Source organism: Enterobacter asburiae (assembly GCF_024599655.1).
In the GTDB taxonomy this organism is placed as follows: domain Bacteria; phylum Pseudomonadota; class Gammaproteobacteria; order Enterobacterales; family Enterobacteriaceae; genus Enterobacter; species Enterobacter asburiae_D.
On sequence record NZ_CP102247.1, the window covers coordinates 2,452,535 to 2,472,171 of the forward strand.

The 19,637-nt window shown below is 57.4% G+C and carries 21 protein-coding genes; 11 read left to right on the plus strand and 10 right to left on the minus strand.

Features of this window, described 5'->3' with window-relative positions; genetic code table 11:
• Window positions 1-19: 19 nt before the first annotated feature.
• Together NQ230_RS11565 and sad are read right to left on the minus strand one after the other, a co-directional pair.
• Window positions 20-1,609, minus strand: coding sequence for a methyl-accepting chemotaxis protein (locus NQ230_RS11565; protein WP_257257783.1), 1,590 nt, complete (start codon window positions 1,607-1,609; stop codon window positions 20-22).
• A gap of 122 nt (window positions 1,610-1,731) precedes the next feature.
• Window positions 1,732-3,120, minus strand: coding sequence for a succinate-semialdehyde dehydrogenase (sad, locus tag NQ230_RS11570; RefSeq protein ID WP_257257784.1), 1,389 nt, complete (start codon window positions 3,118-3,120; stop codon window positions 1,732-1,734).
• Between the two features lie 98 nt (window positions 3,121-3,218).
• On the opposite strand from sad, the gene ptrR reads away from it, so the two are divergent.
• A complete protein-coding gene (gene ptrR, locus NQ230_RS11575) occupies window positions 3,219-4,097 on the plus strand; it encodes a putrescine utilization regulator PtrR (RefSeq protein WP_029741251.1) in 879 nt (292 codons plus the stop codon).
• On the opposite strand, the gene NQ230_RS11580 is transcribed toward ptrR, so the two are convergent.
• The 4 genes from NQ230_RS11580 to dtnK all read right to left on the minus strand — a co-directional run bounded on the left by NQ230_RS11580 (window position 4,051) and on the right by dtnK (window position 7,574).
• Window positions 4,051-4,533: a GNAT family N-acetyltransferase gene (locus NQ230_RS11580; protein ID WP_257257785.1), complete on the minus strand. Its 483-nt coding sequence runs from the start codon at window positions 4,531-4,533 to the stop codon at window positions 4,051-4,053. The genes ptrR and NQ230_RS11580 overlap by 47 nt on opposite strands.
• A gap of 81 nt (window positions 4,534-4,614) precedes the next feature.
• On the minus strand, window positions 4,615-5,376 hold the full coding sequence (locus tag NQ230_RS11585; RefSeq protein WP_193939623.1) for a DeoR/GlpR family DNA-binding transcription regulator: 762 nt from the start codon (window positions 5,374-5,376) through the stop codon (window positions 4,615-4,617).
• A 1-nt stretch (window position 5,377) separates the two neighbouring features.
• Window positions 5,378-6,364: a D-threonate 4-phosphate dehydrogenase gene (locus NQ230_RS11590; protein ID WP_193939624.1), complete on the minus strand. Its 987-nt coding sequence runs from the start codon at window positions 6,362-6,364 to the stop codon at window positions 5,378-5,380.
• Window positions 6,357-7,574, minus strand: a complete 1,218-nt coding sequence (gene dtnK / locus NQ230_RS11595; protein WP_257257786.1) for a D-threonate kinase — start codon at window positions 7,572-7,574, stop codon at window positions 6,357-6,359. The genes NQ230_RS11590 and dtnK overlap by 8 nt, the downstream gene beginning before the upstream one ends.
• A 173-nt stretch (window positions 7,575-7,747) precedes the next feature.
• Between dtnK and NQ230_RS11600 the strand changes: the two genes are divergently transcribed.
• The 6 genes from NQ230_RS11600 (at window position 7,748) to NQ230_RS11625 (ending at window position 13,591) form a co-directional block, all read left to right on the plus strand.
• A complete protein-coding gene (locus NQ230_RS11600) occupies window positions 7,748-8,914 on the plus strand; it encodes an iron-containing alcohol dehydrogenase (protein ID WP_257257787.1) in 1,167 nt (388 codons plus the stop codon).
• Complete coding sequence (locus NQ230_RS11605) at window positions 8,907-9,791, plus strand: dihydrodipicolinate synthase family protein (RefSeq protein ID WP_257257788.1); 885 nt, start codon at window positions 8,907-8,909, stop codon at window positions 9,789-9,791. The genes NQ230_RS11600 and NQ230_RS11605 overlap by 8 nt, the downstream gene beginning before the upstream one ends.
• 76 nt (window positions 9,792-9,867) lie before the next feature.
• Window positions 9,868-11,280 carry a sodium:solute symporter family protein gene (locus NQ230_RS11610; protein WP_023335706.1) on the plus strand — a complete coding sequence of 471 codons (1,413 nt, stop codon included), beginning with the start codon at window positions 9,868-9,870 and terminating at the stop codon, window positions 11,278-11,280.
• A gap of 1 nt (window position 11,281) precedes the next feature.
• Window positions 11,282-12,445 (plus strand): sialidase family protein, encoded by a 1,164-nt coding sequence (locus tag NQ230_RS11615; protein ID WP_257257789.1) that lies wholly within the window; start codon window positions 11,282-11,284, stop codon window positions 12,443-12,445.
• On the plus strand, window positions 12,442-12,912 hold the full coding sequence (locus tag NQ230_RS11620; RefSeq protein ID WP_023335704.1) for a NanQ anomerase/TabA/YiaL family protein: 471 nt from the start codon (window positions 12,442-12,444) through the stop codon (window positions 12,910-12,912). The genes NQ230_RS11615 and NQ230_RS11620 overlap by 4 nt, the downstream gene beginning before the upstream one ends.
• Window position 12,913: 1 nt before the next feature.
• A complete protein-coding gene (locus tag NQ230_RS11625; RefSeq protein ID WP_257257790.1) occupies window positions 12,914-13,591 on the plus strand; it encodes an SDR family NAD(P)-dependent oxidoreductase in 678 nt (225 codons plus the stop codon).
• Here NQ230_RS11625 and NQ230_RS11630 read toward each other — a convergent pair.
• Entirely contained in the window at window positions 13,588-14,379 is a 792-nt protein-coding gene (locus tag NQ230_RS11630; protein WP_257257791.1) for a PhzF family phenazine biosynthesis protein, read from the minus strand. The two genes, NQ230_RS11625 and NQ230_RS11630, sit on opposite strands and share 4 nt — an antisense overlap.
• 27 nt (window positions 14,380-14,406) lie before the next feature.
• Window positions 14,407-15,195, minus strand: a complete 789-nt coding sequence (locus NQ230_RS11635; RefSeq protein WP_121423714.1) for a PhzF family phenazine biosynthesis protein — start codon at window positions 15,193-15,195, stop codon at window positions 14,407-14,409.
• A gap of 177 nt (window positions 15,196-15,372) precedes the next feature.
• On the opposite strand from NQ230_RS11635, the gene NQ230_RS11640 reads away from it, so the two are divergent.
• Complete coding sequence (locus NQ230_RS11640) at window positions 15,373-16,569, plus strand: sugar transporter (RefSeq protein WP_121423713.1); 1,197 nt, start codon at window positions 15,373-15,375, stop codon at window positions 16,567-16,569.
• Window positions 16,570-16,663: 94 nt separating this feature from the next.
• Here NQ230_RS11640 and NQ230_RS11645 read toward each other — a convergent pair whose 3' ends face one another.
• Window positions 16,664-17,329: a MarC family NAAT transporter gene (locus NQ230_RS11645; protein ID WP_047647729.1), complete on the minus strand. Its 666-nt coding sequence runs from the start codon at window positions 17,327-17,329 to the stop codon at window positions 16,664-16,666.
• 255 nt (window positions 17,330-17,584) lie between these two features.
• Here NQ230_RS11645 and marR point away from each other — a divergent pair, with 255 nt between their 5' ends.
• From marR to marB, 3 genes are read left to right on the plus strand one after another with little or no spacing between them, the layout of a single operon-like run.
• Window positions 17,585-18,019: a multiple antibiotic resistance transcriptional regulator MarR gene (gene marR / locus NQ230_RS11650; RefSeq protein WP_008502236.1), complete on the plus strand. Its 435-nt coding sequence runs from the start codon at window positions 17,585-17,587 to the stop codon at window positions 18,017-18,019.
• Between the two features lie 20 nt (window positions 18,020-18,039).
• Window positions 18,040-18,420, plus strand: a complete 381-nt coding sequence (gene marA, locus NQ230_RS11655) for an MDR efflux pump AcrAB transcriptional activator MarA (protein WP_008502237.1) — start codon at window positions 18,040-18,042, stop codon at window positions 18,418-18,420.
• Window positions 18,421-18,453: 33 nt separating this feature from the next.
• Window positions 18,454-18,672 carry a multiple antibiotic resistance protein MarB gene (marB, locus tag NQ230_RS11660; RefSeq protein WP_029741246.1) on the plus strand — a complete coding sequence of 73 codons (219 nt, stop codon included), beginning with the start codon at window positions 18,454-18,456 and terminating at the stop codon, window positions 18,670-18,672.
• 32 nt (window positions 18,673-18,704) lie between these two features.
• On the opposite strand, the gene eamA is transcribed toward marB, so the two are convergent.
• Window positions 18,705-19,607 (minus strand): O-acetylserine/cysteine exporter, encoded by a 903-nt coding sequence (gene eamA / locus NQ230_RS11665; RefSeq protein ID WP_159514158.1) that lies wholly within the window; start codon window positions 19,605-19,607, stop codon window positions 18,705-18,707.
• Between the last annotated feature and the right edge of the window lie 30 nt (window positions 19,608-19,637).

A 19,637-nucleotide genomic window follows, 5' to 3' on the forward strand; every position in this document is an offset into this window, starting at 1 on the left:
CAGAGGCTTATGTATTGCGTCAGGCGCTAAGACGAAAACGCGAAACGGCCTGCAATAAAAGATCGGATTGCTTTTGCAGCCGCTCAGAGGCATCCGAGGCGTCAGAGACCAGCAGATCCGTCTGCCGGGAGACCTGATTCAGCGCCTGAAGCTGACGCGTCATCTGGTGAATACTCTCTCCCTGACTGAGCGTGGCGGTGGAGATCTCATTCAGCAAACTGCTTAAATTGCCCACCAGACCGGTGAACTGCTGCAGATTCTCTTCCATCAGGGTAACAGCACGCGAACCGTCTTCAATGCCCTGCAGCGAGCGGTTAATAAGCTCCTGAATGGTCTGCGTCGAGTGGCTGCTTTTTCTGGCCAAAAGCCCGACTTCCCGCGCGACGACGGCAAAGCCGCGCCCCTGGTTTCCGGCATGGGCCGCCTCGATGGCCGCATTCAGCGCCAGGATGTTGGTCTGAAACGCCACGCTGTCGATCATCGCCACGATCCCGCGCATCTCAGAAGATCGGTCGACGATCGCCTGCATGGACGCATTCACGGTAGACATCATCTGGTCGCCGCCCACGGCTGCCAGGCGCGCTTCATCGGCCCGCGAGCTGGCGAGCCTGGCATAGCCGGTATTCCCTTCCACATGGCTTTCCAGCGATGCAATATGCGCCGTCACATCCTCAAGCTCTTTCGCCTGGCGCGCTGACTGCTGATACAGCTTCTGGTTACCCTCCGCCAGGGAGCCAATGTTCTCCACCATGGTGGCAGTGGCATGGCTGACCTGGGTCACCAGCTGCTGCAGACCGTGCTGCATCGTCGCAATACTGTCGCTAAGCTGCCCTATCTCCCGGTTGAAGCGCATGACGTCCGGCGGCGTGCCGGAGAGATCCCCTGCCGCCAGCCGGTTAATATGCGCAATCAACCGACGCAGCGGCGAAATCACCCATCTGGACATGCCGAACCAGACGGCAACCGCGATGGCGAGCAGCAGTACCGGCGCAAACAGGAACAACGTTTGCAGGCCGGAGAGCTGTGCCATTAAGCTCTGGCGCCCCTGCATGGCCTGCTTCTCGCTTGCCTGCTGATAGCGCGCATAGTTGTCGTTAAAATCAGACTGAAACGCCTGGGCCGGTACGGCAAAAAAAGCGTCGATGGTATTGGTCTTGAGAAGCCCGTCTGCCTGCTCTTTGATCGCGCCGTAGAAAAGCTGATAGCTGTTCACCAGGGCATCGTCTTTCGGCGGATTGAGCGCCAGCCAGGCCTTCCACGCCTGCTGAGAAACCGTCAGCGCCTTTTGCGCATCGTCCATCAGGCTATGCCAGCTTCCGTCTGAACCGGTCTCTTTATCCTGCATAAACCAGACGCCGGACCGGTTAAGCAGGTCGCTTGCCGCCAGCAGGGAAACGCGGGCCAGATCCAGCTTGCTCTGCTGCTGCCAGGCCAGCAGGTTTTGCTGCTCGTTACGCTGGGCGTCGTTCAGGGAGGCGTTAAGCAGAAATGATGAGGAGAGCTGCAGCGCGGAGAAAAGGCCTATAATGCAAAAGATACCCGTCAGCAGGCCAAAGTGACGAGGGGTGAGACGCTGCGCAATACGGCGAAAAATTTGCGTTAGGTTCATAATTATCTTCATTATCAATGCGTTAGACGCGTGCGAGTCTACGAAATGAAAATGACAGAACCATTGCAGATAAATGACAACGGCCCTCGTGATGAGGGCCGAAATCACAGGCGGGCGATAAATTACACGCGATCCTTCCAGACCGTCTGCACGTTGCAGAACTCGTGCAGCCCAAAGTGGGAAAGCTCGCGGCCGAAGCCGCTTTTCTTAACGCCGCCGAAGGCCACGCGCGCATCGCTGGCGCTAAAGCCGTTGATAAACACGCCGCCGCACTCCAGTTGGCGGGAGAATTTATCCGCCAGCGCTGCGTCAGCGGTGAAGACGGTGGCAGACAGGCCAAAGTCGCTGTCGTTGGCAAGCGTCAGGGCGTGCTCCGCGTCTTTCGCAACAGTAACGGCCGCGACCGGACCAAACAGTTCCTGACGGAACGCCGTCATCGACGGGGTGACGTTCGACAGCACGGTTGGCGCGTAGTAATTGCCCTCTCCGACGATCTTCTCTCCGCCCAGCAGCAGCGTTGCCCCTTCGGCCAGAGTGGCCTGCACCTGCTGATGCAGTTCGTCGCGCAGGTCAAAACGCGCCATCGGGCCAATAAAGTTCTCTTCCCGATCCGGTGCGCCCAGCTTAAGCGCAGAAACGGCCTCGACAAAACGCCGGGTAAAGGTCTCTGCGATACCCTCCTCGACGATAAAACGTTTCGCAGCCGCGCACACCTGCCCGGTATTCTGGTAGCGACCCGCCACCGCCGCCTTCACGGCAAGGTCCAGGTCGGCATCGTTGAGGACGATAAACGGGTCGGAGCCACCCAGCTCAAGAACGCATTTTTTCAGCGCGGCTCCCGCCTGCGCACCGATGGCCGCACCGGCACGCACGCTGCCGGTGACGGTCACGGCCGCAATACGGCGATCGTTAATCGCCTGGCTTACGCCGTCATTGGTGGCGTTCACCCAGCCGAATACACCTTCAGGGAAACCGGCATCCGCAAAGATCTGCCCAATAAGATCCGCAGAGCCGAGCACGTTTGGCGCATGCTTAAGCAGATAGCTGTTACCTGCCAGCAGGATCGGCACCGCGCCGCGCAGCACCTGCCAGAGCGGGAAGTTCCACGGCATCACCGCGAGAATCGGCCCCAGCGGACGGTATTCAATGACCGCGTTGTGGTTTTCCACCAGCGTAGGCTCCGCACGCAGCATCGCCGGGCCGTGCTCGGCATACCAGTCGCACAGACCGGCGGATTTTGCCACTTCCGCCCGCGCCTGCAGGATGGGTTTCCCCATTTCACGGGAGATAATCTGCGCCATCTCTTCCGCGCGGTTTCGCAGCGCGGCGCCGAGATCCCGGAGCTTCTGCGCCCGGTGGGACACGCTTTCTCGTCGCCACTGGCGATACCCCGCGTCAGACTGAGCAATCGCGCGTTCAACCTCTTCCGGCGTCGCCCAGGGATACGCAGCGAGGGTTTCTCCCGTTGCCGGGTTAACAGAGAGGGCATGTGTAGCAGATGAATATTTCATGATGTTCTCCACGCATTTCGGTTGATTCATTGTGGCTCACTCTGCTATTTCTTAAAAATGAATAATACTAACCACCTTATTCACGAAACGAGAATGCTATGGACTTAACCCAGCTTGAAATGTTTAACGCCGTCGCGCTGACGGGCAGCATTACCCAGGCGGCGCAGAAGGTGCATCGCGTGCCATCCAACCTGACGACCCGCATCCGCCAGCTGGAAGCCGATCTTGGCGTTGAGCTGTTTATTCGTGAGAACCAGCGTTTGCGCTTATCCCCCGCCGGGCATAACTTCCTGCGCTACAGCAGGCAGATCCTCGCCCTGGTGGATGAAGCGCGCATGGTCGTCGCGGGTGATGAGCCGCAGGGGTTATTTGCCCTCGGCGCGCTGGAAAGCACCGCCGCGGTGCGCATTCCTGAAACGCTGGCGCAGTTTAACCAGCGCTATCCGCGCATCCAGTTTGCCCTTTCTACCGGGCCGTCCGGGACAATGATTGATGGGGTACAGGAGGGAACGCTAAGCGCCGCCTTTGTCGACGGCCCCCTGTCACACCCGGAGCTGGAGGGCATGCCGGTCTACAGGGAAGAGATGATGCTGGTCACGCCTGCCGGGCATGCGGAGGTGACGCGCGCCACGCAGGTCAGCGGCAGCGACGTTTATGCCTTTCGCGCGAACTGCTCGTACCGCCGACACCTTGAAAGCTGGTTTCATGCGGACAGAGCCACGCCCGGCCGCATTCATGAGATGGAGTCCTATCACGGCATGCTGGCCTGCGTCATTGCGGGCGCGGGCATCGCGCTGATGCCGCGCTCGATGCTGGAGAGTATGCCGGGACATCATCAGGTTGAAGCCTGGCCGCTGGCGGAAAACTGGCGCTGGCTCACTACCTGGCTGGTGTGGCGACGCGGGGCGATGACCCGCCAGCTGGAAGCCTTTATAGCGCTGCTAAACGAACGTCTTCAACCAGCGCCTTCTCCATAAACAGGCTGAGCGGGTCCTCAGCGTACGGGGCAAACGCCGGACGCAAATCGTACCCGCACTGCTCATACAGACGAACCGCTGCGCGCTGTTTGATTCCCGTCTCCAGCCTTACGGTATGGCAATGACGGCTCAGGGCTTCATCTTCCAGGGCGGCCAGCAGCGTCTCGCCGAGATGCTGCCCGCGATGGGCCGGATCGATATAGACCCGTTTCATCTCCCCCGTTCCGTCACCGTTGAGCACGATGGCTCCGCAGCCCACGGCGTGCAGCTGCTGGTCGCGAATGACCATCAGGATAAGCGATGTTTCAGGCAGCGCAGCGAGGTCGAGCAGATGATTGCTTTCGGCGGGATAGAGCTCGCTCTGATAGCGGTCAAGCGCCGCGATCAGGTTGAGAATGTCCGGATGACGTGCAGATTCAGAGGTAATGGAATACATGGCAGGCTCCTTGCTTTTTATGTGAGGCTAAATTTCAACATAGCTCAGGCCTGCCGGGGTGCTACATAGTATTAACTTATGTCATGACGCGAGCGTCAGCTGGACATCTAACGCCCTCAGCTCGGCCTGTGTCGTCTCATCGAGCCTGCTGTCGGTCACGATATCCGTCAGGGTATGAAGATGTGCTACGTTAAACAGTGACCAGGCGCCATATTTGGAGCTGTCCGCCAGCAGCACGCGGCGTTTAGCGTTGGCAATTAAATCGCGCTTCAGCGCGGCCTTCTCTTCCGTCGGCGAGGTTATGCCGCGGGTGATATCCCATCCGTTACAGCTGACAAAAGCCACGTCCGGCCAGACGTTTTGCAGCAGGCGACGGCCGTGTTCACCGATGCAGGACTGGCTCGAATCATCGATACGCCCGCCGATAATGGTTACTTCAATCTGTCGGAATTCCGAGAGAAACAGCGCAATGTGCAAATCGCTGGTGATCACGCGAAGCGGAAGATGCGTCAGCTGACGAGCGAGTTCAATCATCGTGGTACCGGCATCCAGCACAATGGCGTCCCCTGCTTTAACAAAGCTCGCTGCCGCGCTGGCGATAGCGTGTTTTTCCGCCAGACTGCGCTGCATTTTTTCATGCGTCGTGGGCTGGGAAGGAATAAACCGGTTAAGGGTGACGCCGCCATGGGTACGGCTAATCACACCTTCCTGATCGAGCTTAATCAAATCCCTGCGGATCGTTGCCGGAGAGGCATCGGTAATTGCCACCAGCTGATCCACCGTCACCAGATTATGCCCCTTCAGGTAATCCATTATCTGCTCTAACCGGTTATATCCCTTCATATCATTCCCGTGTAATTTGCATAGCCAACTGGATAGACACCGTCATGCTCTCAGACTTCGCTTTACCGGTCCAGGCAATATCGAACGCGGTTCCGTGGTCTGCAGAGGTACGGATAAACGGCAACCCGGCGGTGATATTCACCCCGTCATAAAAGCCGAGCAATTTTAGCGGAATATGCCCCTGATCGTGATACATCGCAACGACCATGTCATACATTCCTTCGTGGCATTGCATAAACACCGTATCCGGTGGACACGGTCCGGTGACGTTTAACCCTTGCGCTTTCATTGCCTCAACGGCCGGGCCGACAATTTTGATCTCTTCGTCACCAAACAGGCCATTCTCACCCGCATGCGGGTTTACACCGGCAACGGCAATGCGAGGATGCGCGAACCCGACGCGTTTCAGGAAGCTATCTGCAATACCAATCACGGTTTTTACCCGATCCTGATTGAGCGTATCAAGGAATTTGCGCAGCGCAATGTGGGTGGTGATGTGGATCACCTTCAGCTTATCCGTATACAGCACCATGGCGTAATCTTTGCTGTCGGTCAGATGCGCCAGCAGCTCTGTGTGGCCCGGATAGAGATGACCGGCGAGATGCAGAGCCTCTTTATTCAGTGGAGCCGTCGCGATAGCCTTCACCTTGCCCGCCATCGCCAGCTCGGTGGCTCGCCTCACGCAGCGATAGGCCAGATCCCCTGCAGCCGCCTGAACGACACCCGGCTTTAACGCATCAGGATCGGCCAGCGGTTCGTCCAGCACGTTAATCACGCCAGGGGCAAATTTCGCGTCGCTCACCGCATCGATAAGACGTATATCCGCCCGCCCGGCGATCCCTTTATCCAGCACCCGCTGCAGCGTTCTGGCGCAGCCCACGACAACAACAGGCGCCCCTGAAAGCTCGCCTTCGGTGAGGGATTTGATAATGATTTCCGGGCCAATGCCAGCCGGGTCACCCATGGTTACAGCAATGATTTTAGTCACTCAGTCTCTCCTCGATAAAATGCAGAACCTCAAGCAGCGTCTCTTCCTTTCCGAAGCCCCCTGCTTTGGTCATTACCGGCTGCTGCCAGCCGCAACCCAGAAATTTTCCGACCGGCACGCACTGTGCGACGCATCCGGTAATTTCAAACCCCCGAGCATCCAGTGCCTTCGCAACGGCCATCGCCACATCGCCACCGGAGACGTACAGCGCTTCCGGCTCGTGCACCGCAAGCACCTGTCGGGTCAGTTCGCCCAAAAACGTACAGATTTTTTCGCCCAGGCCAGCCCGGGTGACGTGATGCTGCCGACAGAGTTGTTCGACCTGATGTCGAGCATCGTTGCCCGCGCAGGTATGAACAATGCAGTGATGCCCAGCCTGTAGCACCTGCGCGATCCGGGCGAGATACCCGGCCGTAACGCCGCGCAAAACGTCATTCACATCAATGAATACCGACGAGACGCCGGAAGCATTTGTGGCCAGTGCGACCTGGCGTTGAGCGATCTCACTCATCGACCCCACCACGGCCAATAGTTGCTTGCGTCGCGCCGGGGCCAGATGACGGGCCAGCGCATCGCATAGCCCGGCAGAGCCCACCAGCAGCGGCATCTGTGCGCAGGTCATTGCTGCTGCGATAATGGCGTCCAGCTCCTCGTCGGTCTGCGCATCAACGAAGATCCACTCCGTTCCCTGCGCCAGTTCGGCTGCCAGCGTCTCCGCGGTCACGTTTTTACCGCTCACGTCGCGAAAAAGGTCAGCAATCGCGGCAGACGGAACGGGCGTTTTGGGATCGCTGGCAAATTCGGTTTCGTCCACCGGAATGCCGTTTACCAGACACCTGCCTTGCCGCGTGATCCGCCCTGCCGCGGGGTATGCCGGGGCAACAATCACCTGGCGTTTGCCGCTTAATGTCTTCAGGGCCTGTGACTCAGCCCCCGCGTTGCCGCGCAGCGTCGAATCCATTTTTTTGATGAGCCAGCGGGCATTCGCGACATCGGCCCCGAGTGCGGCCACCTTTTCGGCCGCCTCCCATGCCGACAGCGCCCGGGAATCGGTATTGACGATCAGCGCATCGGTCGTCTGGGTAAAAGGTGTATGAAACGCCACGCTGACTTTTTTGCCGCACAGCGCCAGGCTGACGCCGGCATCGTTAGCACCGGTAAAGTCATCTGCGACGACCACGACCTCTCTGTACAGATTGTTCACTTTCATCCCCACTCCGGGTTCGCCTTTCCTGTTAATGATTATATTCAATCACGATTGATTATATGTGAGCAAGATCAAGTTAATCAGTTTGCGAATAAATTATAAATTTAGCCACACGATGACCATGAAGCGTCTTATTTGAGCGAAATCAATCATGGGCACAGAGACAGGAGAAAAGCGTGGTTACGATCAACAGCACCATTATTAGCGGCGCGAATGCCATCGCCGCCATCAGGCCGTTACTCACTGATAAAACGCAGCTGCTGCTGGTGACGGACGGCAACATTGCGCGTCTGGAGGCAGCAAAGCAGATCCGCGCGCTCCTCGAAGAGGACGATCGTCGCGTCACGATTATTGACAGCGTGCCGCCTGAACCCTCCCACCACGATGTCAGCCAGCTGCTCGCGGGGTTAAACAGGACGTTTGGGCTTGTCGTGGGGATCGGTGGCGGTAGCGTACTGGATGTGGCCAAACTGCTCTCAGTGCTGTGTCATCCGCTGTCGCCGGGGCTGGATAACCTTCTGGCGGGCATAAAACCTGAGGCACGCATCCCCTCTCTGCTGCTCCCGGCCACTGCCGGAACCGGCTCGGAAGCGACGCCGAATGCCATTCTGGCGATTCCGGAGCAAAACACGAAAGTGGGCATTATCTCCCCCGTGCTGCTGCCCGATTACGTCGCCCTGCTGCCGGAGCTGACCACCAGCATGCCCGCGCATATTGCCTCATCTACCGGGATTGATGCGTTGTGTCATCTGATTGAGTGTTTCACCTCAACGGTCGCCAACCCGGTCAGCGATAACGCCGCGCTAACGGGACTGGCTAAGCTGCTGAACAACATTGAAACGGCCTGCGCCGAACCGGGAAATCTGCTGGCGAAGCTGGAGATGCTGTGGGCCTCTTACTACGGCGGGGTTGCCATTGCGCATGCAGGCACGCACCTGGTTCACGCCCTTTCCTATCCGCTTGGCGGTAAATATCACCTGCCGCACGGCGTCGCTAACGCCATTCTGCTGGCCCCCTGCATGCGAGCGGTTCGGCCCCACTGCCTGAAGAAATTTGCACAGGTATGGGATTTGGTGCCCGGTGCGGATACGGCGCTGTCAGACGAAGAAAAATCCCACGCGCTGGTGGACTACTTTGCCGCGCTGGTTCGAAGGCTCAACCTGCCGGACAACCTGGAGGCGCTGGGCGTACCGCGCGACGACGTCCCCTCCCTGAGCGATGCGGCCCTTAACGTTAAGCGGCTAATGAACAACGCCCCTTGTCAGGTCAACCACGACGAGGTGCAGGCGATTTACCGGACACTGTTTCCCAACATGAATAGCCAGGGAGTGAATCATGCATAACAACATCAGGGGCGTACTGACGGCCATCGTGACCCCCTTTGATACGGAAGGCGCGCTGAACCTACCGGGCCTTAAACTACAGATCGATCGTCAACTTAATGCTGGTAACGGCATCTTCTGCGGCGGCACAAACGGCGAGTTCTTCGTGCTGAACGAAGAAGAAAAAATCGCCGTTACCCGTACCTGTGTGGAAACGGTTGCCGGGCGAGCCCCGGTAGTGGCGCACATTGGGGAAATCTCGACCCGTGAAACCATCCGCCTCGGAAAACAGATCGCCTCGCTGGGCGTCGACGCCGTTTCCGTCATTACCCCTTACTTCGTTCCGCTGAAGCAGGCTGAACTCGTCTCACATTACACCGCTATCGCCGACGCGCTAGCCGTCCCGGTATTTCTGTACAACATTCCGGCGCGTACCGGCAACACCATTGAGCCCGCTACCGCACGCGCGCTGGCTGAACATCCTAACATTATCGGAATTAAAGACAGTGCCGGAAGTTACGAGAGCCTGAGCGGATTCCTCAATGCGGTGAGCGACATTGGCGGATTCGACGTGCTGAACGGCCCGGATTCGCTTATCCATCAGGGCTTCGTCGACGGATGTTCGGCCTGTATTTCCGGGCTGGCGAACGTGGCGCCGGAGGCCATCAACGCCATCTGGTCACGCTTTAACGCGGGTGATATTGACGGTTCTCGTCTGGCGCAGGAGCGCGTCACCCAGCTTCGTACCGTGCTTTACAACGTGGCGTTTTCGCCTGCCGCAGTCAAAAAAGCGCTGCAGATCATGGGGGAAGACGTCGGAGAAAGTCGCTATGCCGTGGCGTTTAGCGAGCAGCAGTGCCAACAGATACGCCGAATAGTGACGACGTCACTTAACTAAACGGCGTTTGTTTCGTCAATAAGAATACCGGGTGCCCGAGGTGCCCAGGATTCACTCGCCCTGAAGAGAGGCAAAGATGAATAATTTTACCGCTGAAGATACCCTGATCATTGTGGGCATAGTCATTGTCTACATCCTGTTCACGACCTGGCTAACCTTCCGGATCCGCAGTAAAAACTCCGGGGACTTTATGGAAGGCTCCCGCGCGATGCCGGCGTTTATTGTCGGGATCCTGCTGATGTCCGAGTATATCGGCGCCAAATCCACTATCGGCACCGCGCAGGCGGCGTTTGAAGACGGTTTTGCTGCGTCCTGGTCCGTCATCGGGGCCGCAATTGGCTTCCCGCTCTTTGGCCTGCTGCTGGTAAAACGCATCTATAGCACCGGAAAAATCACCATCTCTGGTGCGATTGCTGAAAAATACGGTAACAGCACCAAAAACATAATCTCCATCATCATGATCTATGCCCTGCTGCTGGTTAACGTGGGGAATTACGTCAGCGGCGCGGCGGCTATTTCCACGGTACTGAAAGTAAATCTCCCCGTTGCCGCCTTTATTACGGCCATCGTCAGTACCTTCTATTTCGCCTTTGGCGGCATGAAGGGTGTGGCCTGGGTGACGGTGCTGCACAGCGCGCTGAAATACTTCGGCATTCTGGCCATCATGGGCTTTGCGCTGTCTAAGACGGGCGGCTTCGCGCCAATGATTGAAAACATGCCGGACTTCTACTGGACCTGGGATGGCAATATCGGCGCGTCGACCATTTTCGCCTGGCTCATCGGCACCATTGGTTCCATCTTCTGTACCCAGTTTGTGATTCAGGCAATCTCCTCTACCAAAGACGTGAAATCGGCCAAACGCTCTACCTGGGTTGCGTTCTTCTTCTGCCTGCCGATTGCGCTGGCCATCGCGGTAATCGGCGTGGCGGCTAAATACCTGCACCCGGAGATTAACAGCCTGTATGCGATGCCGATTTTCCTGCAGGATATGAACCCGTGGCTGGCCGGTCTGGTCACCACCTCTCTGGTGGCATCTATTTTCGTCAGCGTCAGTACCGTTGCGCTGGCTATCGCCTCCCTGGTGGTAAAAGACTTTTACGTGCCGATGCGCAACCCGACGCCTGAGCAGGAATTTAAGGCCACCCGCTGGATCTCCCTGCTGATTGGTTTCCTGCCGCTGATTTTTGTTCTGCTGGTGCCTGAAGTCCTGAAGCTCTCCTTCTTTACCCGCGCTATTCGTCTGTCGATTTCAGTGGTGGCCGTTATCGCCTTCTACGCCCCGTTCTTCCGCAGCACCCGTGGTGCCAATGCGGGCCTGATTGGCGCCTGCGTCGTGACATCCGTCTGGTATCTGCTGGGCGATCCTTTTGGCATCAACAATATGTACATCGCCCTGCTGACCCCTGCCGTCATCATGGTGATTGACCGTCTCATTCCGGGAAAAGCGCAGGGTAAAGCGCCAACCCCCGTTGAAAATAATGGAGTCTGATATGTCTGTAACCGTAACCCGCGACGGGATAGTTCGCCCGCAACAGGATGCCCGCACGGAGGCCGCCATGCTGCCTTCCTCTTGCCCACAAAACCACGCGGCGAATCTGCTGCCGCTCCCGGATGGCTCGCTGATGTGCGTCTGGTTCGGTGGAACCCAGGAAGGTATCGCGGATATCTCCGTATGGGGTTCACGCCTTGCGCCTGGCAGCCAGCAGTGGAGTGATGCGGTAAAACTGTCGGACGATGCCACGCGTTCCGAACAAAACCCGGTTCTGTTCCTGGCCCCGGACAACGTGCTGTGGCTGCTGTGGACCGCACAGATTTCCGGTAATCAGGACACGGCTATTGTTCGCTATCGCCAGTCTCGCGATCTGGGGAAAACCTGGGGGGACATCGCAACCCTGCTCGATAAACCGGGCACGTTTATTCGCCAGCCCATTGTCGTGCTGGACAATGGCAGCTGGCTGCTGCCGGTATTTTACTGCCGCACCCGGCCGGGAGAGAAATGGGTCGGAAACGACGATATCAGCGCGGTAAAAATCTCCGCAGATGGTGGCAAAACGTGGCGCGATGTCGAGGTGCCGGAAAGCCTGGGCTGTGTACATATGAATATTACCCCGCTTCACAACGGCACCCTGGTGGCGCTGTTCCGCAGCCGCTGGGCGGACAATATTTATTACAGCCAGTCGACGGATAACGGCGAAAGCTGGTCCGTACCGGAGCCGACGGAGCTACCCAATAACAACTCCTCTATTCAGGTAACAACCCTTGCCAGCGGTGAACTCGCGCTGGTCTTTAACGCCATGAGCGCCGCTGGCGCGCGTGAACGTCGCGCATCGCTATACGATGAAATTGACGATGGTGACGGTCGTAAAGAGCCGGTGGTCACCAGCGGTCGGACAGCCTTCTGGGGCGCGCCGCGCGCGCCGATGACCGTCGCCATTTCGCCGGACGGCGGGAAAAGCTGGCCGTGGCAGCGTCATCTGGATGAAGGGGATGGTTACTGCATGACCAACAACTCCATGGAAAAACTCAATCGCGAATTCTCCTATCCCAGCATCAAGCAGGGAGCTGAGGGCAATCTTCATATCGCTTACACCTACTTCCGCCAGGCCATCAAATACGTGCGGGTGACGCCAGAATGGGTCAAGGGGGTAATATGATTATCGGGCATCTCAACGCCCTGCCGCTGGCAGGGCTACCGGCGGCGCTATACGCCCTGCTTTCCCGCCCGGACTGTACGCTGAAAGCCCTCTGCGAACGCGATGACGGACGCTGGCAGCCTGAGAATGCGCCGTGGTTTTGCCACATTGGGCCGGCGCAGACGCAGCCGCGCGCCGACCGGCATACGGAATACCATCATCAGTGGGCGGACATCCAGATTGTGTTGGCGGGTGAAGAGCATATTTATGCCGGAGCGCTTCCCGCAGGCAGGCCGGAAGATGAAGAGCGTAAACCGGATCTCTTTATTGCTCCATCAGCCGAACATAGCGTCAGGATCCGGCTTGCCGATGGTGACTTTGTGGTCTTTTATCCCGGAGAACCTCACCAGGCGCTATGCGCTGTAGAGGCCCCGATGATGGTCCGCAAAGCGGTGTTTAAGGTTCCCCGCGCGATGCTGGAGGTCTGACATGCGTCACGCCGTCGTCACCGGGGCCAGCTCCGGAATTGGTGAGGCCATCGTTAAGCGATTACTGGCGGAGGGCTGGCAGGTCACCGGGCTCAGCCGCCGAGCCGTGAAGCTGGATACGCCTGGCTTCACAAGCCTTCGCGTTGATATCACCGATCCTGATGCGTTGTGCAACGCCCTGCACACCATCGCCGCGCCCCAGGCAGCGATCCATGCCGCCGGGATGATGGCCGCCGCGCCGTTGGGCCAGCTGGAAAGCCGCGTTAGCGCCTCACTGTGGCAGCTCCACGTCCGGGCCTGTGAGGCATTGTTTAACCATTTTGCGCCCTCTATGACTGCCGGCGGACGCTTTGTGGCGATAGGCAGCAGAACCTCTCGTGGTGCAGCAGGACGATCGCAGTATGTTGCCACAAAAGCAGCGATGGTAGGAATGGTCAGGAGCTGGGCGGCGGAACTGGCCCCGCGCGGGATCACGGCTAACGTGGTCTCGCCTGGGGCCACCCAAACGCCGATGCTCAGCGCCCCAGGGCGGGAAACCTCGCCCCCGAAATGTCCGCCAATCGGACGTTTAATCGCGCCAGAAGAGGTGGCCGCACTGGTGAGTTTCTTGCTTAGCGAAGACGCCGCCGCCATCACCGGCCAGGAGATGGTGATATGCGGCGGTGCCTCCCTCAGCTAGCGCAGGAAGATACGCCCTTTCAGATACAGAGTCGCCTGGCCGCCAATCAGCACGCGATCGCCCTTCAGCTCGCAGCGCAGATCCCCGCCACGGTACGACACCTGGCGGGCATTGAGTGACGTTTTGCCCAGCTTTTCGCTCCAGTACGGGATCAGCATGCTGTGGGCAGATCCTGTGACCGGATCTTCCGGCACCCCTTCGCCCGGGCAGAAGAAGCGGCTGACGAAGTCATATTCCTCTCCCGGCGCCGTCACGCAGACCATTTTATCCAGCGGAAGCATGGCCCCAATATCTGGCGTTAACGCTTCCACCTGCTGCTGGCTCTCCAGCACTACCATGTAATCCCGCCCCACGCGCACCTCTTTTGCCGCCGGGATGCCCAGGGCGCTAAACAGCACCTCGGGGGGATTCTCCACAACTTCCGTCGACCACGCGGGGAAGTTCAGCGTCAGCCAGTCGCCGCTGCGTTTGACGGTCAACTCACCCACGAAGCGGGTGGTGAAGGTGATTTCGGTATGCGGGTAATCAAGGTATTCGAAAATGACGTGCGATGCGGCAAGCGTAGCGTGACCGCAGAGGTTAATTTCATCCAGCGTGGTGAACCAGCGCAGCTCAAACCCGCCGTCAGTGCGCACGAAAAAGGCGGTCTCAGACTGGTTATGCTGCTGCGCCATTTTGAGCAGCATTTCGTCCGGCAGCCACTCTTCCAGAGGACATACCGCTGCGGCGTTGCCGCCAAAGGTTTTATCGCTGAAGGCATCCACCAGATAAAAATCAATTTCCTGCATTGTCTCTTCCTCTCTTGTTATGGCTATTTAGCGCAGAAAAACTGTGCCTTTCAGATAAAGTGTGGCCTGCCCGCTCATCAGCACGCGCGAACCTTTCAGCTCACAGCGCACATCGCCACCGCGCGCTGAAACCTGACGGGCAAACATCGTGGTTTTGCCCAGCTTTTCGCTCCAGTAGGGGATCAGCATCGTGTGCGCGGAGCCGGTGACCGGGTCCTCCGGGACGGAGACGCCCGGGGAGAAAAAGCGGCTGACAAAATCATATTCCCCCTCACCGCGCGCCGTAACGCTCACCTTATGCTCGCCCGGCGTCATCGCCGAGAAGCGTGGCGCAAGCGCTTCAACCTGCTGACGATTTTCCAGAACGATCAGCCAGGCGCGCCCTTTACGGGCTTCAACGTAGCGGCTGATACCCAGCGCCGAAAGCATCTCCGGCGGGGGCGTCTCTTCATGGGTTGGACATGCCGGGAAGTCCAGCGTCATCCACTCCCCCTCCCGGCTGACCGTCAGGCGGCCAGAGGCGGTATCAAAGTGGATCCGCGAATCCGGGTAATCCAGCTCGGTAAACAGCACGTGCGCAGCCGCCAGCGTAGCGTGGCCGCAGAGATTGACTTCGGTGAGCGTGGTAAACCAGCGTAGCTCAATGCCCCCTTTACTGCAGACGAAAAAAGCCGTTTCCGACTGATTATGCTGTTGCGCCATTTTCAGTAAGGTCGCATCGGGCAACCACGCTTTCAGCGGGCAAACGGCTGCCGGGTTGCCGCCGAACGAGGTATCGCTGAACGCATCTACCAGATAAAAATCAATCTCCTGCATTGTCTTACCGCCTGTTTTTATTGTGTTGTTCTTTTATATTCAATGAAAACAGCGTTCCCGGCTACCGCTTTCATAAGGTAAATATTGAGATCTGCGTCACATAATGGTTGAGTTTTCGCCGTTCGACGTTTTAAGATCGTCACCTCTTCTTTTCAGCAACGAATCTCCGACTTCCCTATGACAACGAACACAGTTTCCCGCAGGGTTGCGTGGCTACGCGTGGTCACGCTGGCCATTGCCGCGTTTATTTTTAACACCACAGAATTTGTTCCGGTTGGGCTGTTGTCTGACATCGCTGAAAGTTTCCAGATGGAAACGGCTCAGGTGGGCATTATGTTGACCATCTACGCCTGGGTAGTGGCGCTGATGTCCTTGCCGTTTATGCTGCTGACCAGCCAGATGGAGCGGCGCAGGCTGCTGATTGGCCTGTTTGTGCTGTTCATCGCCAGCCATGTTCTGTCATTTATGGCGTGGAGTTTTACGGTGCTGGTCATTAGCCGCATCGGCATTGCCTTTGCCCATGCGGTGTTCTGGTCGATCACCGCGTCGCTGGCGATACGCCTGGCACCGGCGGGGAAACGCGCGCAGGCGCTGAGCCTGATTGCCACCGGTACCGCACTGGCGATGGTGCTGGGTCTGCCGATTGGCCGCATCGTAGGGCAATACTTCGGCTGGCGTACGACGTTCTTCGCCATTGGTATGGGGGCGCTGGTTACGCTGGTGTGCCTGATTAAGCTGCTGCCCGCGCTGCCGAGCGAACATTCCGGCTCGCTGAAAAGCCTGCCGCTGCTGATGCGTCGCCCGGCGCTGCTGAGTATCTACCTGCTGACCGTCATTGTGGTGACGGCCCATTACACGGCGTATAGCTACATTGAACCCTTTGTGCAGGTGGTGGCGGGCTTTAGCGCCAACTTTGCCACCGTCCTACTGCTGATCCTCGGCGGAGCGGGCATTATTGGCAGCGTGCTGTTCGGTAAGCTGGGTAACCGGCACGCCTCGACGCTGGTAAGCAGCGCTATCGGTCTGCTGCTGGCCTGCCTGCTGCTGCTGATGCCTGCCGCAGGCAGTGAGAGCCACCTGGCGATCCTCAGCCTGTTCTGGGGCGTGGCGATCATGATTATTGGTCTGGGCATGCAGGTGAAAGTTCTGGCCCTGGCACCGGATGCAACGGACGTCGCCATGTCGCTGTTCTCCGGGATTTTCAATCTTGGGATTGGCGCGGGCGCGCTGGTGGGAAATCAGGTAATACTGCACGTATCGATGTCGGCGATCGGCTATCTGGGTGCCATTCCGGCACTGGTGGCGCTTGTCTGGTCGGTGCTCATTTTCCGTAAATGGCCGGTGGCGCTGGAGGAACAGGGGCAGCACGGGTGAGGTTTGTTTGTGCCGGGTGGCGCTGCGCTTACCCGGCCTACAAGCCCATAATAACGTAGGCCGGGTAAGGCGTAGCCGCCACCCGGCAATCGCATCAATGATAGGTCTTAATAATTTCCAGCACGCCGTTAATAATAAACTGCACGCCCATACAGACCAGCAAGAAGCCCATCAGACGGGAAATCGCCTCGATACCGCCCTTGCCTACCCAGCGCATAATGGCACCAGAACTGCGCAGCGACGCCCACACGATAATCCCGATAATCGCAAAAATCAGCGGTGGCGCAACCGTCAGCACCCAGTCCGGGAAGGTTGCGCTGTCGCGCACCGTTGACGCGGAGCTGATGATCATCGCGATGGTACCCGGCCCCGCCGTGCTCGGCATGGCGATCGGCACAAAGGCGATATTCGCACTCGGTTCGGTTTCCAGCTCTTCCGATTTGCTGGCCGCTTCCGGCGACTCATGCGCTTTTTGCGCCGGGAACAGCATGCGGAAACCGATAAAGGCCACAATCAGCCCCCCGGCGATACGCAGGCCAGGGATGGAAATCCCGAAGGTATTCATCACCACCTGTCCGGCATAGTAAGCCACCATCATGATGGCAAACACATACACCGAGGCCATCATCGACTGATGGTTGCGCTCGGCGCTGTTCATATTCCCTGCCAGCCCGAGGAACAGCGCCACCGTCGTTAACGGGTTAGCCAACGGCAGCAAGACCACCAGCCCAAGGCTGATTGCTTTTATTAAATCCAACATAGTGCGTTGTCGTCCTTATCCATATTTAACACAGCAATTATAGGGTGAAAGTGTGACATTGAGCCATGGGCGCAACGTAACGATTATTTCCGGCCTGGAAAGATAACTCACAGTTATCTATATGATTTGAAAGACCTCAAAAAAAGTTCACGAAACGTTTTAGCAATTCGTGGCATCGGCTGACTCATTCAGTTGACTTATACTTGCCTGAGCAATAATATCTGCCGTGACTAACTACTTGCCAGGGCAACCATTGTGAAAAGCACCAGTGATATCTTTAACGACGTTGTTCCGCTGGGTCGTCTTATTCATATGGTAAATCAGAAAAAAGATCGCCTGCTCAATGACTATCTGTCACCGCTGGATATCACCGCAACACAGTTCAAAGTGCTGTGTTCCATTCGCTGCGAAGTGTGTATTACACCGGTTGAGCTTAAAAAGGTGCTCTCTGTCGATCTGGGCGCGTTAACCCGCATGCTCGATCGTCTCGTCTGCAAAGGATGGATAGAACGAAGCCCTAACCCGAATGACAAACGCGGCGTACTGGTGAAGCTGACCAGCGATGGCGCGGCCATGTGCGAGCAATGTCATCAATTAGTAGGACAAACACTGCATCAGGAACTAACAAAAAACTTAACGGCAGATGAAGTGGCAACCCTTGAGCTTTTGCTTAAGAAAATACTGCCGTAAACAGAAAAAGAGGTATGACGATGTCCAGACGCAATACTGACGCTATCACCATTCATAGCATTTTGGACTGGATCGAAGATAACCTGGAATCGCCGCTCTCCCTTGAAAAAGTGTCAGAGCGTTCAGGTTACTCCAAATGGCACCTGCAACGGATGTTCAAAAAAGAGACCGGTCATTCATTAGGTCAATATATTCGCAGCCGCAAGCTGACGGAAATTGCCCAGAAACTGAAAGAAAGCAATGAACCGATCCTTTATCTGGCGGAGCGTTACGGATTTGAATCGCAACAAACCCTGACGCGTACGTTCAAGAACTATTTTGACGTGCCGCCTCATAAGTACCGAATCACCAGCGTGCCGGGCGAATCCCGATACCTGTATCCGTTAAAACACTGTAGTTAACCATCGCCTGTAACAGACGTAACCGAGGAAATCATGAAAGTTACCGCCTCCGCCGCCCTCGCCTTGCTGGTGCTGTTCTCCAGCCAGACCTTCGCGGAGCAAACCCCTCGTGCAACGCAGCAAAATAATCCTGATACGATGATTTTGCCGTCAGCACATGACCAGTCGCCTTATGATTTCAACCATATGGGTGCTGGTAGCGACAAATCCGACGAATTAGGCGTGCCTTATTATAATCAGCACGGCCTCTGATTCGTTTTTGCCCCGCAGACGCGGGGCTTTTTTTATGCCTTTCTTACCCGCGTCGCCCAACGCACGCGCAGGCCAAAGACGTTAATGTAGAGCCCGGCCATGATCAGCACGGCACCCAACAGCTGCAGCGCGCTCAGCGTTTCATCCAGCAATATCGCCGCACTGGCAAGTCCTACCACCGGCACCAGCAGGGATAACGGCGCGACGCGCCAGGTTTCATAGCGCCCCAGCAGCGATCCCCAGATCCCGTAGCCCACAATGGTGGCGACAAAGGCCAGATAGACAAGAGAAAGGATGGTGGTCAGGTCGATCTCGACCAGGCTGTTGAGCATGACGGCCGGACCATCCAGAATCAACGCCGCGACCATAAACGGTATAACAGGGATCAGCGCGCTCCAGACCACCAGGGACATCACCTGCGGGCGCGCCTCGTGCTGCATAATCAGCTTGTTAAAGATATTCCCGCAGGCCCAGCTCAGCCCCGCTGCCAGCGTCAGCATAAAGCCGAGCAGCGCCACATGCTGGCCATTCAGGCTGGCCTCTATCAGCACCAGTACGCCAAACACCGCCAGCGTGATCCCCGCCAGCTGTTTGCCCTGCAGGCGTTCGCCAAACACAAACGCGCCGAGAATAATGGTAAAGAACGCCTGTGCCTGTAAGACCAGCGAGGCCAGACCGGCTGGCATACCGAACTTGATGGCGCAGAAGAGAAACGCGAACTGGCCGAAGCTAATGGTCAGACCGTAGCCCAGCAGCAGCTTTAACGGGATCTTCGGACGAGCGACAAAGAAGATGGCCGGGAACGCAACCAGCAGAAAACGCAAACCGGCCAGCATCAGCGGCGGCATATTGTGTAACCCCAGCTTGATGACCACAAAATTGAGCCCCCATACTACGACCACCAGCAACGCCAGCAGCCCGTCTTTACGCGTCATACCCTGCCCCTGAATTATTAATTATTTGTT